4 protein-coding genes are annotated in these 17,008 nt (G+C 62.0%); all 4 read right to left on the bottom strand.

The window, feature by feature from the left end:
• The 4 genes from N2K98_RS03475 to N2K98_RS03460 are packed head-to-tail and all read right to left on the bottom strand — an operon-like array spanning nucleotide 1 to nucleotide 16,113.
• On the bottom strand, nucleotides 1–2,232 hold the full coding sequence (locus N2K98_RS03475; RefSeq protein ID WP_255866028.1) for a 3'-5' exonuclease: 2,232 nt from the start codon (nucleotides 2,230–2,232) through the stop codon (nucleotides 1–3).
• 10 nt (nucleotides 2,233–2,242) lie between these two features.
• Entirely contained in the window at nucleotides 2,243–8,608 is a 6,366-nt protein-coding gene (locus N2K98_RS03470; RefSeq protein WP_255866027.1) for a DEAD/DEAH box helicase, read from the bottom strand.
• A complete protein-coding gene (locus N2K98_RS03465) occupies nucleotides 8,609–13,237 on the bottom strand; it encodes an Eco57I restriction-modification methylase domain-containing protein (protein WP_255866026.1) in 4,629 nt (1,542 codons plus the stop codon).
• The gene (locus N2K98_RS03460; RefSeq protein WP_255866025.1) at nucleotides 13,237–16,113 is read right to left on the bottom strand and encodes a helicase-related protein; all 2,877 of its coding nucleotides are present in this window, start codon (nucleotides 16,111–16,113) and stop codon (nucleotides 13,237–13,239) included. The genes N2K98_RS03465 and N2K98_RS03460 overlap by 1 nt, the downstream gene beginning before the upstream one ends.
• Nucleotides 16,114–17,008 lie beyond the last annotated feature (895 nt).

The raw sequence follows: 17,008 nt of genomic DNA, 5'->3' as shown, positions 1-17,008 counted from the left end.
TTAAACGGCCCCGAGCAGCTCCAGCGGCTTCCCGCTCCACGATACGACCAAACCATCCCGTGCACGGGTGGCAGCCACGTACAGAAGCGACCTTTCCCGCAGCAGGGCATCGGCCTGTTCCGCAGGCGCCAGCTTCTTGTAGGAGGCAGGCAATGAGTCGGCAGAGAGGCCGTAGAGAACTACCCGGGTGAACTCCATGCCTTTGGAACGATGCATGGTCATCACCATCGGTGCGCCGGCGGGATCTGACGCGTCAACGTTCCGGGCGCGCATCCCCCGTTCGTCGAGACCGCTGATGACCTTGGCGACCTGATTGTTGTAGCGCACGAGGATGCCAACGTTCCCCAGATCAACACGGTCTTCTTGCCAGGTCTTCAACGTCGCTGCAAGGTTGTCTAGTTCTGCGACGGAGGTCGGGGCCGCCTGCTCCAGCGGTGTTGGGCCAACCCGCGAGGAGGTATAGCCGCTGACCGATTCCTGCTCACCTTCGATATCTGTCACCGGCGCTCCCTTTAGGAGTCCGACGGCGTACGCGAGGTTTTGCTGGGTGGTTCGGTAATTCAATGTGAGACGCCGGGAACGACCCACAATTCCAATTCCGAAGCGCGAAAGCGGAACCTTCTGCCCGTAAATGCGCTGGTGGGAGTCCTCCGCGATGAAGAGGTCATCCGGGCCTTTCTTCACCAGTTCCCGCAGGAAGAGCCAGTGGCCAGCGTGGAGGTCCTGGGCCTCGTCGATCAGTACATGGTCAGCAACGCGATTGCCGTCCCCCCGCTGGCGGAGGACGCAGGCAGCCAAATGCGCCATTTCCACATAGGTAGCGTGCATCTCAATGCGGTTGTGGTACCGGTATTCTTCGATGAGTTTCCAAACTGCCAGCCGCTTTGCACGGTTCAGGGCTGTTCCTCTCCCGGCGCGGGGGATCTTCAAATAGTCGTCTTTGGCCGTGATCAAGTTCGGCAGAACGACCGTCTCGTACTCCTGCTGCAGGAAAGTGGCGTTTGCCAGCTCAGGCTCCAACCCGTGGTCCACACTCGCCAGGGCATATTCCCATTGCTTGGCGCTGGGATCCGTGCCGATAAGGTTGCTCGGCGCAGGGAGTTCCATGCCAAACAGGCCCTTCATGGCCTGCCGTTTTTCAGCATCGGTTGCTGGGTGGAGGACCCTGGACACCAACGAATCCACACCCGCTATCAGGACACCGCTCTCCCCCGGCTTCTCGGCACGGCGCAGTTCGTTATCCAGCCTCGACAACCCATTGTTCAGGGACTCGGCAAGCGTGGTGGTGTAGGTGGTCAGCACAACCCTGGAGCTGGGTTCGGACTTGGCCAGCATGCGGGCACGGTGCAGGAGCACCACCGTCTTGCCAGTCCCAGCCCCGCCCGACAGACGGAAGGAGCCGTTGTAATGACGCTCTGCATAAATCCGCTGCTCCGGGTGGAGGAAGGTCCGCCAGGCATCGAAGTCTCCGCCTTCAATGACCCTGCGCAGTTCCTCGGAGTCCTCACCGATGAAGGTGAATTGCATCTTGGTGGCGGGATGCTCCAGCGCCTGCTTGATCTTCTCTTCTTCGGTCGCCTGCGGGTCCACAACAAACTGATTCAGCGCGAGCTTGTCTTCGACCTCGGCCATGGACATGCCGGCCGCGAGCTCCAGCAGCGCAGTGGCCTGCCAGTCCGGGGCGTCCCCGAGGAGGTCGATCAGACGGTCATCAGAGGGGGCTGCGTATGCGGCTTGGACAAGCTCCTCATCCAGGCCGAGGCGGGAAACCAGATCCGCCGCTTCGGTCCCGGACTGCGCCAGCGGGTTGACCCAAACCTCCGCAGGCACGGTGACCGGGGCGGATTCGATCTCAGGTTTAGGCGGCACAGGCGGCGTTTTCGCCCTTGCGGGCTCAGCTGTATTGGCCGGTGCAGACTTGCGCAACACTTCCAGCACACCGTTGGCCGAGTTGACGTTGAGAACGCTTGAGCGGGCAATTTCGATAGCCTGATCGTGCGGCCACGCGCCGTAGTAGAAGTAGTGCGGAATAGTATCCAGGAAAACCTTGAACAGCACCGCCCGAAATTTCTGATCGATCCTTCCGGTACGAACCCGGGGATCCGCCGGGTTCTGCATCGGTTCAATGTGCAGGCCGGGAGAGGTGTCGTCCTTCTGCAGTTTTTCGAAGAACGAATAGACCTTGGCCTTCATGGCCCCGTCTATCTTGTCCTTCTGCTTAATCCAGGTCACCAACGCCATTTCAAGCCCCCATCGTCTTCAGAAGTTCCTGGATGTCGTCCACGTCGGTTGTGGTTGTCCAGCCAGCGGACTCAAACATCCCGCGTGATTCGTCGTCGTAAGCCAGCGCCACCTGGAATTCCGGCCAGGCGAGATCAGCCACGTAGCCTTCAAGCTCGTAGCCGAGCTCCGGCAGTTGTGGCAACCCCATCTCCGCGAGGCGCAGCACGACCGCCTTCTCCGCCTCGGTGGCGTCGGCGAGGAGCTCCTGCCATTCGCTACCCACGACCTGCGCGGCTTCCTCCTGGGCGGCTTTCGCGTTCATGTCGCCCGCGGAAACGCTGGAGGAGACGGATCCGATCGTCATTCCCCAAGGCTTGAAAGCCAACAGATTGGACAGCTGGAGCCAGCCGCGCCACGATTCCTCATGGCCCGATCCGGTGAGGGAGTGATCACGGTCATCGAGGCAGAGCCCGACGGTGATCGACGCCGGATCGGAGGGAGAACCAGCTGCTGTGAACGCCAGTACTCCAGCCCGATAGGTCCATGCCTGTGTGTCTCCGGGCAAAATCGGTGCCAGGCTTCCTTGGGCTACGTCCTTGGCATGGATGTACACGGCGTCTCGATCCGCGGGGACACGTTCGGGCTGCGAGAGCATCAGCGGCACCAACTCTGAGAACTTCTGCCAGGCCTCCGGGTCGGGCCGGTTGACCCATTCCCAAAGCATGGAGACCGCGTCCCTGCCGAGCTGATTCATGATGCCCGCATCCACGGGATACCTGGTCATCAACTGCGCATTCAGGTTCTCGTTTACCCACCCCGGCATAGAAACGGGCGCATCAGATCCCGCCTCAAATGACGTCACGTCGTTCCACGTGATTGCCCACGGAATGACGGCGGCAGAAAGGTCCGTGGTGTGCCGCAGCCGATCCCGTTTTTCGGCGTCGTCAGCAATCCGGTTGTGTTCCGGGCTCGCGTGGAACGCGTATCCGTCGGTGTAAATTGCCAGCACTGGGAAGTTGGGATCCGCAGGGCCTTGAAGGAGAAAGTCCGGACGTGTTCCGGCCACATCCACCTGAGGAATCAGCTGCCATCGGAACGGTTGCCCCGGGATCTTGAAGGTGATGGTGTCCGCCAAAGCGCCCGGCGTCACTTTGACATGGGCTCCGACGTCCTTGAGCCGGTCCATCCACACCTTGCGGAACCTTTTCTCCAGGAAGGACTCACTGCTCGTGTCCTGGACAGGTACATCCTCGGTCACTGTCCACGCATCGAACGACGGCGTGGTCTCGCCGTCGTCGGTCCCCACCAGAAGCAGCTGCCGAAGGATACGTTCAGCCGTTGCCCGGGCAACTTTGTCCACCTGCCACGGTTCGGCATGCGGCAGCAGACAATGGTGGCAGGCGAGGCGTTCCTCACTCCTGCAACTGCAGTCCCGCAGCGTCTCCCATGCAGCATTCAGGAGTTGCCATACGCGCTCTGGGTCCCCGAACTCGGCAAGGTAGCCGGTTCCGCCGGGGACCTTGTCATGCAGCAGCAACGCCGGACGATCACCTCCGCTTAGGGCGTCGTTAATGCGCAGCACACCCAGGTGGTCCGGAGCGCCCCCCAGAACCTTCTGCAGGCCCAGAAGGATGGCGGCCTGCAGGCTGGGAATCGAGAAGTCGTCCCCGAACGTCACTTCCGGGGGCAGATGAAGCACCACGCCCTGGGTGCTGAGCTCCCGGGCGAGGACCACTTCCCGGATACTCTCTTGCTCCTGCTTGCGGTATTTGCACCAGAACCGGTGCTCGGTCGGTTTGTTTTCCTTGGCCGCCTGGTCCAGCTGCCCGCAGTAGGAACACAGCCGAAACATCGGCGCCTTGACCTCATCGCCGGCGATGAGCCGGACCCCGCCGTTCGACGCCGTGCGGCCGGTGTTAAGCCAGCGGATGTCGATGCGGTTCAGGTATTCGGCACCGAAATCGAGGCCATCAATGAACCAGCGTTTCTGCAGGTGCTGCTCGTCGATATCCGCTGCGGCCGCGATGGTGAAGCGTTCGCGGACGCGGTTATCCCGGCGGTCATTGATCGCGGCTTCATCACGGCGGATCTCCGCAGAGACCTTTTTCATCAGCACGACGTTCAGGATCTGGCCCATGTCTGCGATGGCAGTGGTCTTGCACCGGAGGCATGATTCGACCGGTTTGCTGGCGGCCGCTTCCTTGTTGATCCATCCACACTTCGGGCATACCTGCCACTGCATGACGTTGCTCTGCTGTGGACCGAGGTCGACGGCGTCGATCAGGATTTCCATGCCCTGGGCATAGAACGTAGCCCCGGGTGCAAACTCGCTCAGCGCAACAGACGCGCCGCGGCTGTAGGTGACGGTGTCGGTTTCGAACTCCTGGGTGTCGGCGTCTTTCCAGGAGAGCCCGACGTCCAGGCAGACGGAATCGTCCAGGAGCGTGTAGTTGGGGAAGATGCCGTAGGCCTCGAGGACTGAAATCCAGTAGTCACCGCGCAGCTCCATGAGCTGTCCGCCAATCATCCGCAGCGTTGCTTTGGCGGTGCGCAGTGCCTGGGGAGCGTCGGAGGATGCGTCGCCCAGCCGCTCTGCGTCGTCGGCGGCCTTCTGCAGTTCGGGCATCACGGCGTCGATGGTTTTGCGGCGGGCTTCCAGTTCCTGGATGTCCGCTTTCCACTGCCCGGCGGCCCGTACAAGGTGACGGGCCAGATCGCTGGGCTCGCCGTCGTCGTGCTCCGTAGCCCAAGCCGTCAGGCGATTCCGGCTGGCCTCAGACAAACTGTCGCCGAACTGGGACAGGAACTCCTGCAGATAGGCATCCGCGTTGGTGGTGGCTTCCTGGATGATGTCCCCCAGATACGACCCAGGTTCAACGCTCCCCAGGGCATGGATGGCCTCGCGGGGGTGGCGGCGGCCGGAATCGCGGGCGAACCTGTCGGCGATGTGGGCAACGTACTGGCGTGCCAGGATTTCCTCGGCGTCCAGATATGTGGCGGGCGGCTGGACCACGCCGTTGATGACGGAGAGCGGCTCGTTAAGCTTGGGCAGATGCTCGCCTCGGCCCTGCACGAAGGCAAGGACCAGGGAGTTCCCGGTGAGGCGTCCTGCCCGGCCCACCCGCTGCACATAAGAGGCTACCGAGGTGGGCAGGGAGGCGAGCATGACACAGGAGAGATCTCCGATGTCGATGCCCATCTCAAGCGTCGGCGTCGCGACCAAGACGTTGGGTGCCTGTGGGTTATCCGATCCGGACTTGAACTGTGTCTCGTAGGCAATGCGCGTGGCGTCGTCCAGAAGGGACGTGTGTTCCTTCGCCACAACGCGTTTGCTCTCCTGCGAGGAGTAGAGCGTCCGGTAGAAGTTCTCCGGGGCACCCTCAATCCGTTCCAGCTTCCCCGGACAGCGCACCAGCGTGCAGGGTGCTCCATCCAGCTGCTCACAGACAGTCCGGCTTCCCGGAGTCACGGCCCGGCAGACCGTGCAGGCCAGGACATGCTGTTTATTTTTCAGCTCGTCGGCAGCGGGAGGTGAGACCAGGATTTTGTCAGCGTCCAGCCAGTAGATGTCCGCTCCGGACTCGGTACGGGATGTCCCCAGCACGTCGTCCTCTGCCAGCGCCAGGATCAACGCCTTGGCGAGGTAGGCGCTGTCCGCCGTCGGTACGCCCAGGCAGCGGGAGGTCCAACGGGCGTACCAGGACGCGGTGGACGTGACGGAGTCGAAGTTTTCCGCCGTCGCATCGGCTTTCCCGATCCGTGGGAAGGTGGGAGCGGACCGGCCTGCCGGGAACGCGGGCATACCCTGCCCCTTGGGACGGCCTCCCCAGATCTGCCAGCGTCTGCCGTCTTTGGCGATGTAGTTTTTCAGCCAGTCATGATAAATGCCGCCCTGGAGGCGCACGCGCTCAACAGTTCCCCGGACCCACTGCAGCAGTTGTTCGGGGGTGGGGGCAGCTTCGCCGAGCATGGTCTGGTGCTGTGCGCTCTCCCAGGCCTTGCCCGCGACGGTGAGCATTCTCGTGGGGCTTCCGGCATCGGTTTCGACGGCGACTGCTCCGGTGAGCTCCAGGGTCCGGCCTGTGCGGGACTGGAGTCCCAGCTCGAGGATGGCGTCGAACTGCAGACGACGCCGGACATATTTGCGCGCCGTCGTTCGGGCCGACGGCGGAGAACCAGGACGCCAGAAGGGAACGAATTCCTTGCGGTCCGCGTACTCGGGCGCTATCAGCTGGTACCGATCGGCGGGCATAGAAGCACCGGAGATGGCAGCCTCAACAACCTCCGTCAGCGTCCGGATGTCGTCTCCCAGAGCCCGCCGCAGTGCAGTGCGAAGGGTCATCGTGTGGGAACGGGACTGGACGTATCCGGCCTTGTGGGCAGCATCCTGGACACTGTCGGTGAAAACCAGTGCCTTCTTCTCCGCCTCATGGAGACCCTGCGCGCCGAAGAGGTTCGAGATAGTGACTGAGAGCATGGTGGAGATGGCACTGCCCATAAAGGCGATGCCTTCCTTGGCCAGGCAGGCCGGGCAGACGTCCTGTTTGGACTGGTCGTCTGCGTCCTGTCCTGCCAGCATCAGGACGGGAATGATACGGCCCTGCAGCAGGTCGGCACTGTCGTCCGCGGGCGGGGTCTTGGACAGGCTCCGGTTGGTAGTGTGCAGCCAGTGCAGACCTTGGATCCTCTCCGCACCGTCCTTATTGAACTCGACGGCGTCGGCTTCCTCCGCGGCGGAGATGAACGTCCGGAACCGGGGATTGTTCACGAGCCGGGATTCACGGACCTTAGAGTCGTCCAGTTCTAGATCCATTCCGGTGGGCGCCAGCAGGGCTCCCCAACCGTGCCGTCCACAGTGCCGGCAATAGAGGGCAGGAAGGAACATGGTTTCGGACTGGTCGATACCGTCGTCGGCCCAGCGGAATTTCGGGACGGTGTCCACTGCACTGTCCACCCGGGACATTTCGCGGATCCAGAAGTGCGTTTCCACGGTCAGCGCTTTCATGCCGGAGCGGGCGCGGACATGGCTCAGCAGCGCGATGACGTGGGACAGGAACTCTTCGACTGCGCCGGTGGGCAGGGCGCGATTGGCAACCTGGGCGGGGAATACTGCCTCGGCCAGCGTGGAAAGTGCGACGGCGTCGGTGGCGTTGGCGAGCAGTGCGCCTGTGAGCGGGTGGGTTCGGACTGCATCCAGCAGATCGTCGGGAGGCGTTTCGAACAGGGCCTTAAGCACGGGTTCGACGACGGCCTCAACGTCGGCCCCCTTCTCTCGGAGGCTGGCCACGGCGGTGTTGGTTACTCCGATGTTGAGGCTGATGGCCTGCATGCTTCTGTTCTCAGCCTTGCCGGAGCCCAGCCCGGCCCAATCTTCGGCGCTTAGGCGGGATTCAGTGATGACAGCTTCCGGTGGGAAGGCTTCACCGAAGACGGTTTCGGCGAAATCCAGCATTGTCTGCGGGTCTCCCCCGCTGCCAAGGGTTGCGGAGGTGGCCACGGGAGTCGCGCGTCCGAGTGGCCGTGCACGGTCCACCTCGGTCAAACCGTTCGGGGTGTTGGTGAGGTCGTCGGGCCAGTAACTCTTCAGGGTGAGGCCAAGCCGGCGCAGGAGCATGGCGACGTCGGTGCCTTGGGCGCCGTCGTAGGTGTGGAATTCGTCCAGGACAACGTACTGGAGGCTCTGGGCGGACTTTGCCCACAGCGGCGCGTCGTCGTGGCGCAGCAGGAGCATGTCCAGCATTTTGTAGTTCGTCAGCAGGATGTCCGGCGGATCTTCGTGGAAGACTCCCCGGTCATTGATCAGCCCGTCAGGCGAGACCTTGGTCCGCGGCGTGTCCTTCTGTCCGGTGTAAAGTCCGGCGGTGACTCCGCTCAGCTCCGGGTATTTCGTCAGCACGTCAGCGAGACGCTTGGCCTGGTCGTTCGCCAGGGCGTTCATCGGGTAAAGGATGAGCGCCTTGACACCCGTGGTTCCGTCCTTCTTGGCGCGGAGCACGTGGTCCAGGATGGGGTAAAGGAACGCTTCGGTTTTGCCCGATCCGGTGCCGGTGGTGATAAGGGTCGGTTCGGGCCGGCGGTATCTGCTGCCGCTGCCTGCGGGCGTTAGCGCTTTGCTGCTGAGCCGCTGGAAGGCCCGCGCTTGGTGACCGTAGGGCTCGAAGCCTTGATACCAATCCAGGCAATCCCGCCAGCCCGGTGCCGCGCTTTCGAAGGGGAGCCGAAGACGAACGTAAGGGCCTTTGAACAGGCCCTTTTCGGGGTTGGAGAGAAAGTCTTGGATCGCGGACTGGGCGCCCGGGTCGGTGAGTGCAAATGTGGTCGCCAGGAAGTCTGACAGACCGCTGCGCAGGTCCTGGCTCTGGCTCGTTGGAAGCAGTTCCGACATTTAGCTTTTGTCCCCCAGCAGGTTTTCGAAGTGGGCGTAAGCCTTACGCATATCTTCCTCGCGGTCAAAGCTACGGAAGGGGAATTCGAACACGTACTCGACGCCGCTCTGCGGGTGGGTCCAGGTGCGCTCTTCAAGGGTCAGCTTTTCGCCGACCTTATGGTAGAGCCGGTTCATGCCTCCAGGTACCTTGCGACCGTTGGCGTCATAGAGGTCATTTTGCTCGTAGCCACGAAGAACAGGGAACTGCGTGCGGTAGATGGTACAGAGTTCGTCAGATGAGATTCCAAGGCCAATCGCCGAAAGAGCATCCAACTCGATCAGAGTCATTCGGCGTTCGAGTGCAATTCTTGGTGAGGTCTCCATGGTCCAAGGCATACCAGACACCCTCGTCCACAAACCGGAATGTACCTGGGTTAGACAGTTCAGCTTCAGACCCCGCTCACTTATTAAACGTTTCAAAAGGGGGTCCTCGATGCGCGGAAGTCCTGAGATAAACACGCCGCGCAAATTCGCAACCTGAGAGACCTTAACTAAAAAGTCGACCGGGATTGACGCCCAAAGTCCCAACAACAGTGCAAGCTCGGTCTCCTCGACCACGGCAGAGTGAGTTCCGTCGGTATGTGCAGCTCCAGGAGGGATAAGTGCTGGGAAGAGAGTCCGAATTCCAGTGGTTGACGCCATCATGCGCCACCCAATTCGGTACCGGTTGCGGACCGGTTCCGGCTGCTCGTTCGCAGTCAGATAATCGCCGTAATCACGGTCATACGACCGGCGGTTTGCTGTTATCTGGTAGCTGGTCCGCGGAATGAAGTTTTCGGGAAGAGCTTCAAGATCAACTTCGGTCCAGTCCAGGTTGTTCTTCATCGTGGGGTTAGGCTGCTTCGCGAACGGGTTCGCGACCGTGAAGTGCGGCCCCTGGAGGATGACGTCATCCCACGAATCTGGAACGGCTGACCCCACATCGAAATAGCCTTTTTTGCGATCGATGGATTCATCCCAGCCGCGTGAGTATTGAAGTCCTAGTTCCCGCACGCGGGGAGCTTTGCTGAGCTTCTCGAGCACGCGAGAACTTGCACGGTTCACCGGGTAGACCATGCGTGCATGAAGAGGCGGCGTACCCGGTTCGTCCAAGATATCGGCCCAGACCTTTAGGATGCTTTCGTCAACGCGGATGATGCGCTCCAAGTGCGGGCGGGTATCCCAGTTCCCCTCGCTGTCCTTCAAACCAGGAACTTCTCCGGAGCCGTCATGAACCTCCGATCGCGCAACCGTGTCGGGGTGGTAAAGCGATGCCGCCATTCTGAATTCGGGCCACTCCTTGGGCGAGCCGTAAACGTGTACGCCGTAGGTAACCAAATGGTGTATCTCAAACAGGGACAGCTCGTTGATGAACTGCCAATGCCGGCGGAGGCGCCGGTAGGTCTCTGCCCGCAGATACGCGGCTTTTTTCTCGGTGAAGTGAGACTCCGGGTGCACCAAGGCAATCGCACCCTTCTTGGAGACAGAACGCCACGTGCGGACCATAAAGGCCCTATAAAGATCTGGCTGCAACCCTGCCAACAGTGCGTAATCCGCGGGTGAGCCCAAGAACGCGGCCACCACTGGTGTAGGAACTGCCGCATTAATGAAGGAATCCTGCATACCCGGCTGTGCCAACGTCTCCAGCCGCTTAGCCGTAACCTGCGCCTGGGTTGGTTTCTCTGCCAGCTGCCACCAGGGGTCGCCCTCTGCAAGAAGTGCTGCCTCGTCAGAGCGGGGGCGGACCCATGGCGGGTTTCCCACCTGAAGATCAAAACCGCCACGGCCGAAGACTGAAGCGAAGTCGAGTTCCCAATGGAAGAAGCCCTGCTCCTTCGCTACGTTCTCACAGACTTGAAGCCACGGGTGCTCCTCGAGGACAGCCTCGATCTTCCGCACCTGCGCTGTACTGTGATCGAACGACTCGATGCCCTCCAGCTCGCCCCATGAAGCCATTGATAGGACAGAAGTCTGCCCCTCAACGCGCCCATACTTTGACGGCATTTTCTCCTTAGATGTCTGGCCGAGAATCCCCTCCAAGGCAGAAATCCACTGCTCCAAGGTCGGGGGCTGTGAACCCCCGGTGGCGCCTTCAGTCAACGGCCAGAACCAGATTGCGTTCCAAGCATCCATTACGCGCCGCAGCCGCTGGTAGGAGCCATCCGGGTCGCTCAACGACGCCTCGATCTGCTCCCGCGTCACAGCCTCACGCGGGTGCCGGTCGGCTCCATCGACACTGGCCTCTTCCTTGCCGAAGTAGTCGATGTCTCGGCGGGCTTCCGATTCGGCGACCTGAAGCCGGCGTAGAGCCAGCTTCCACAATGACTCCACACGGCCACTCAGCGCGACCAGCCGGTCGATCTGCGTTTTGGTCGGTTTGGCCTTGATTCGTGACCGCCAAACCTTGAGCTCCTTCTGAGCGTCGCCTGCCAGGTCCTTCACTTCCTTGGCCTCTGCGGCAGTGCCCCACCCGTCGGCTGGAAGAAGGAAGTGATGGACGCGTGATACCACCTGAGGATCATCCGAGTCGTTGGCCATCGCGCCCACCAGCCCGGTCAGAGGAGCCTCGGCTGGTTCTGACTTCAACCACGACTTATCCGTTATTGCCGCACGTGAGTAGGTGGCGCGCCGGGAGCCGATTAGCGAGTTACCCCGCTTGAGCCGCAGCCCGAACCAGGGCGCCTGCAGGCCCTGAACCATCGTGTCCAACCACAAAGAGACTTCTGCCAGTTCCACCGCCGTCGAATTCAGGTCCACACCATGAACCTGGTGCAGCGCGATCTGCGCCTTAACCCTTTGCAGTTCCTGCTGATACTCGTCCGCGGGGATCTGGGTGTCGAGTTCAGCTTGCTTGCGCTTCAGGTACTCATCGGCAAGCTGGCGGACGGCCTCAATCGCGAACGCTCCGGAACCCAGAGCCGGTTCGCACACGGTGAGGTTTAGGATCTCATCAGCTGAGGTTGTCTCGCCGTCCTGGTCCAGCAGTTCCTCCAGCGCCTGGGAGACGACGAACTTGGTCAGAACCTCAGGCGTGTAGAACGAAGCCGACTGCTGACGCTCCCTACCGGCCAGCCGGAAAACAAACGAACCCTTTTCATGCCGGACGGGTTTCTTTTCCCCCGTGAGCTCATCCTCGGACTTGACGAAGTGCCGGGGATCAATGGAATCGGCCCGATCCACCGGGACAACCCAGGAGCCCTTCTCAGGGTTCCCGTCTTTCGCCACCTCATAGAGTGGCTCGGCAGCAATGAAGCCGGTGTAGGACATCAGCCCTTCGTACACCGCGCCAAGCTGGTTGATGCCCAGCTCCGCGTAGGAAATGAAGCCGCGGTCCTTTCCACGGGATTCCTTGCTCAGCAGCAGGTTGCGCAGTACCCGCTGGAGCTCCGAGTTGCTGAGTCCTACCTCATTGATGAAAGAGGTTGCTTGGGACTGGAAGAGATCAGCCTTCAACGGTTGGAAGACCAGTCCCTCGTTGTCTCCGCTCGCCCGTTCGACCTCATCGCGAGACATGCCCCTGGCCGGATCATGGCCGCCGTCGACCAGCCGGAAGAGCAGTTCCAGCGACTCATAGATATGTGTGCCGCGCTGGGTTTCCCGGGACTGCATATTCACCAGCGTCAGTTCGCGGAGCCGGTCCAGGCCGTACCCTTCACTGTATTCGCCAGCTCCAACGGGAAGCACTCCCATTTCCGGGGATGCTTCCGCGTACAGCAGGAACAGGATCCGGTAGAGAAAGCGCAGGGACTGTTTGGCGAGAACCTGACCGTCGACGTCGTCCTCATGAAGGCCGCGGGCGGCGCGGCGCTGCAGGACATCGTTAGCGATGATTTCGATGGAGCGGCGGATCCCCTCACGCAGGTCCTGCGAGACACCAACCGTGTGTTTGACCGAGGACTCCAGCACGGTGTCCCACCACACGGATCCGTCCGGCGCGGGCATCAGGGAATCCCTGCCAAAGATACTCAGGAACCGGTCGGTTTCGCCGTACTTCTTGGTGTCGTTCCGGTCCGCAACCAGCAGCGCGTCGGCGGCAAGATAACGTCCCTCGGCCCAGCGTTCGGGCTCGGTGAGCACCGTCCAACGCCCGGCCATGATCACCACAAACCGCGGCGCCCGTTCCGCCAGGTACATCTCCGATACGAGCTTGGCTGCGGTGAGGTCGGTTTCTTTGCCGTCAACCAGCACCCTGCCCAGCGGGCGGACGGATGAGAGAACGTCTTCGGCAGCGTCAGCGGGAGTCGCTTCGAGGAACAGCACATCCAAGTCACCCGTCGCCCACACACCGGAGACCATAGTTTCGGTGCCGCTGCGGTTGAAGGTGACAGTCGCCGTCGTTCCCTGAAAACCCAGAGCGTGCCGGAGCACGGAATACGCTTCAGCGGCGCCGGCCGGGTCTTCGGCCAGACCGGCCAGAAGCACCTGCAACCGTCCACGGGCCTCGGCAAAACGGGTCAGCGTAGTCGAGTCGCCGTCTTTGGCCTGTTCATCCCAGGACTTGCGGAGCTTGATAACCTCGGCCTGGTAAGACTCTTTGGTGGAATCCGTGGTGAAAAAGTGCTCACTGATCCAGTCCTCTCCGACAACAATCGAATCAAAAGACGGCATTACTGGTTGGCACCTTCCAAAGGAGCGGCAGGGGTGTTGCGCGGGACGATCACAAGCAGCGGGCGGACCAGTCTCTGGGCGGGGGCAAGCGACTGGGCAATACGTTGTTCCTCGGTCACGCGGGCCCGCTGCTTCCGGACTTCGGCCCGCTGAGCCAGCGCGAAGGATTCCTCCGTCCAGCCGTGCGCTCGGCTGATCCATGCGTGGAGACGCGCTCCGGCCTGTTTCGCGGCCTCGCCGAAGGTGAGTTCCAGATTGTTGGTGGCGTGCTCCACGGCATGCGGCAGCAGGTCCTGAAGGCCGTTGAGCTGCACGGGCCCGGGGTTGGTTGCCTTGGCGTGAACACCGATCTCTGCGAGATGCTCACCGATGTCCGGAATGGTCTCAGCGATACAGAAGTCCGGGCTTTGCGGGTTGGGGAACTCCACCCCGATGAATGCCTTGGACACCACCTGCCCACGCTGGTTCATCAGGGTTCCCATCAGCAGGATCTGTGGGGAGTCGACGTCGCCGCGGACCGCCAGGACTTCGCTGCGGGACATGGAGGCCAGGGCGCGGTCGCTGGCCCAGTCAAGGACCGGGTGCAGCGGCCCGAGGTAATGCGCTTCGGGCCAGCTCATGGTGTCCGACTCACGGGCCCGGTCCAGTTCCCGGGTGCCGGCCTGCACGTTGGTGGCCAGTTTGAGCTTCTCGGTGACCTTCCGCTCGGACAGGTAGTCCTGCGGGAGGTAGCCGAGGCGGTGCTGCAGGTCAGCTGGCGGCTCCAACTCAGCGATGCCGTGGCCGGGGTAGACGGTCCAGCCCAGCCTCTTCTGCGGATCGCCGAAGGCTTCGCTGAGGGCCTCATCGAGGAAATCCAGGTCCGTGGGGTAAAGGCCCAGGGGCTTTTCCACCGGGATGTCTTGGATTGTTGCTGCGTCGTGCTCTTTTTGTGTCTCCGGGTTCAGGACGGCGTCGAGGAAGTCCCAGTCGTCGTCGGACTTCGCTTCCGGATCCGGGACCGTGTCCTCGAAGGCCTTCTTGCCCATTAGGACATCCCGGATAGCGTCCTCTTCCTTCTTTTCGCTGTACTCCCCCATCAGCGAGGCGACGTCGTTGAGCACTGTGTGGGCTTCGTGTTCGCGTTCCATCAGGCGGGTCAGGACCTTGATGTCGCCGGAGAAGCGGGTGTTGTCCGGATTGAGCAGCAGGGTGGTGATCTGCGGCTTGTGACGCTGCCCAAAACGGTCGATGCGCCCGTTGCGCTGTTCGATGCGGATGAGGCTCCACGGGATATCGAAGTGGATCAGGTGGTGGCATTCGGCGTGCAGGTTCACGCCCTCGGAAGCGACGTCGCCTGTGACCAGGACGCGCAGAGGGCTGTTGCCGCGCTTGAACTGGTCAACGATGCGCTGCTGGTCAATATCGCTGAGGCCGCCGTGCAGCAGACCGATGTTTTCGGGCTTGAGACCCAGAGCCCTGGGAAGCTTCTCCTGCAGCCACTTCAGTGTGGCCACTCGTTCGGCGAAGACGACGGCCCTTGTGTTGGAGCCTTTCCCGACGCCGATACGTTTGAGGTAGCTGACCAGTTCGTTGTACTTGGCGGATTCTCCGGTGTTGGCTGTATTTGCGAGCTGCTGGAGATGCTTGAGCGCTTCCGCTTCTTTGGCCTCCACCGGGGAGTCGGCGTCGAGCTTTTTAAGCCGTTCGGTGACGGTTTCCAGCAGCGCTGCGGGGCTGGAGAGGAAGGCTTTGGCCAGGGTCCAGGAGAACAGAGACCCGTTTTGCCCGGAGTGGGGTGCCGGCTTGCCGTCCGGGTAGAGCCAGACGTCGGAGAGTTCCTCGGCGATGGCGTTTTCAGCAGGCGATGCCGGAATGAGCCGGTTGTCCGGTTCTTCGCGCTCCGCCCAGTCGGCACCGACTTCCTGGGCTACCTCGGGGCTGTGGCGGTGCCGGCGGATGATCAGGTTTTCGACCTGTTTGGCGTCGAAGCTGCCGTCGGGCCGGACGACGGTGGGGTCCAGAAGGCGGAGCAGCTCGGCGAAGGATTCGTTGCGGCCGTTGTGCGGGGTAGCTGATGCCAGGATCAGGGCCTCGGCGTTGGGCGCAAGGATGCGGGCGAGCTCGTTGTTCAGCGTGCCGGTGTTGGTGAGGTTGTGGGATTCATCGATGACGACGGCGTCCCACTGCAGTTTGCCCAACTGGGCACGGTAGCGGGCGCTCTTGAGGGTGTCGATGGAGATGATGGCGCGCTTGTAGTAGGTGAAGGGGTTGCGGGTGGCCGGCAGCTTCTGGCGGACTTTCTGGATGCCGGCGGAGTCGAGCCGCACGAACGGCAGGGCGAACCGGCACCACAGCTCGTGCTGCATCTGTTCCAACACGTGGCGGGGCGTGACGATCAGGATGCGGTCGCCGCGGCCGCGTTTCACGAGCTCGCTGAGGATCATGCCGATCTCCAGCGTCTTGCCCAGGCCGACGGCGTCGGCGATCAGGATACGGGGGCGGATGTTCTTTGTATCCAGCGCCTTGGCGACGGCGATTTGCTGGTACTTGAGGTTGCGGGACAGCATTCGGGTGGAGACGGTGAGCTCTTTGGCCGACTGTGGCGTCGGTGTTTTTCGAAGAGTGGTTTCCAGGAAGAGGCGCGCCTTCCGGTAATTCGGAGTGTCGTCGGCGACGATCTTGGACTTGGCCGGGTCTACAACCTCGATGGTGTCCAGTCCCGAATAGAACGCTGCAGTGGTGTCCCGCACCAGCTCGGTGAGGCCCTGCACCCGGACCAGGGTGCCGTCCACCGAGGGTTCGGCTGCGGTGACCAGCCATTCCTCGTCTCTGATCCGCACCACCGAACCCGGTGCGACGTTGAGCTGTTCTGGCTTCACTGGTGTGACGGTCAAGCGTGTCTCCTGCATAGTGGTATCCCCCTGTGTTCCATTATGTGCCAAGAGTGATCCTGCGATACGCCTATGCTGTGCAGCTCCCGTCGCGTCTTGCTGACGTATGGTCTTTTGCCTCCGTGCCGATGATCAGCAAGTGCGCAGCGACGACGGCAGTCGGCTCAGCGCTAGGGAAGTGGCGGACCGCGCGCAACATGACTACCCGGCTCTTCGTGGCCCCTCGTTCGTGCGGTTCCATCAGGTGGCGACGGCGACATGTACTTCGAGAATTGAGACGGCCACGTTCAGCAGTACTATGAACCCCGCGAGACCTGGCAGCTGCTATCAACTCTTTGCCAGCACCTGCCGCAGCGGCGATGTGGTGGTCCCATGCACTGAGGAGCTTCGGTGAAGACGGGGGCTTCCACCAGCTGTGGCGGCATCAATACGGCGGCCGGACCCAGCGGGAGGTTCAACAGGAACGGCCGCTAGCTCCGGCCGCGAGGACGAAGCCGACCGTGGTGCTGAACTCCAGGAACGTATGGACGAACCCGCGTTACACATATCCGAAGCGGGCCCGGCCATACACACCGCCTCAGTACTCGCTGCCGGCGGAGAAGCTCTGGGCCAGGCGGCAGATGCGTTACAGCACTGATACCAGCGGCCCGAAGGCTCGGCAGCAAACCAATCGCACCGATCGCGGCGGTCATGAGTGGTCACCATCGCCTTCTGCCGCCCGATCCGGCCCTACGAGAGGCCGCCCATCAGCCGCGTTGACCGCCACACTAGGGAGGCCAGAATAGCTCCGCTATTCGGCAAGACAGACCGCCGGGAACACGCTGCGCTCAACTCTCCGACGTCGTCGTGACGGTGCACCCGGTCCAGCTGTGGCACGTCCTCACCAAGCACGCAATCG

Origin of the sequence: Arthrobacter jinronghuae (assembly GCF_025244825.1) — a bacterium.
In the GTDB taxonomy this organism is placed as follows: domain Bacteria; phylum Actinomycetota; class Actinomycetes; order Actinomycetales; family Micrococcaceae; genus Arthrobacter_B; species Arthrobacter_B jinronghuae.
The sequence above is the reverse complement of the archived record's forward strand: the minus strand, read 5'-3'. Positions and strand labels throughout refer to the sequence as shown.

What these genes read in the sequence shown, in the direction of transcription:
- N2K98_RS03465 (WP_255866026.1), bottom strand. Translation starts at nt 13,237, where the DNA reads ATGCCGTCTTTTGATTCGATTGTTGTCGGAGAGGACTGGATCAGTGAG.
- N2K98_RS03470 (WP_255866027.1), bottom strand. Translation starts at nt 8,608, where the DNA reads ATGTCGGAACTGCTTCCAACGAGCCAGAGCCAGGACCTGCGCAGCGGT.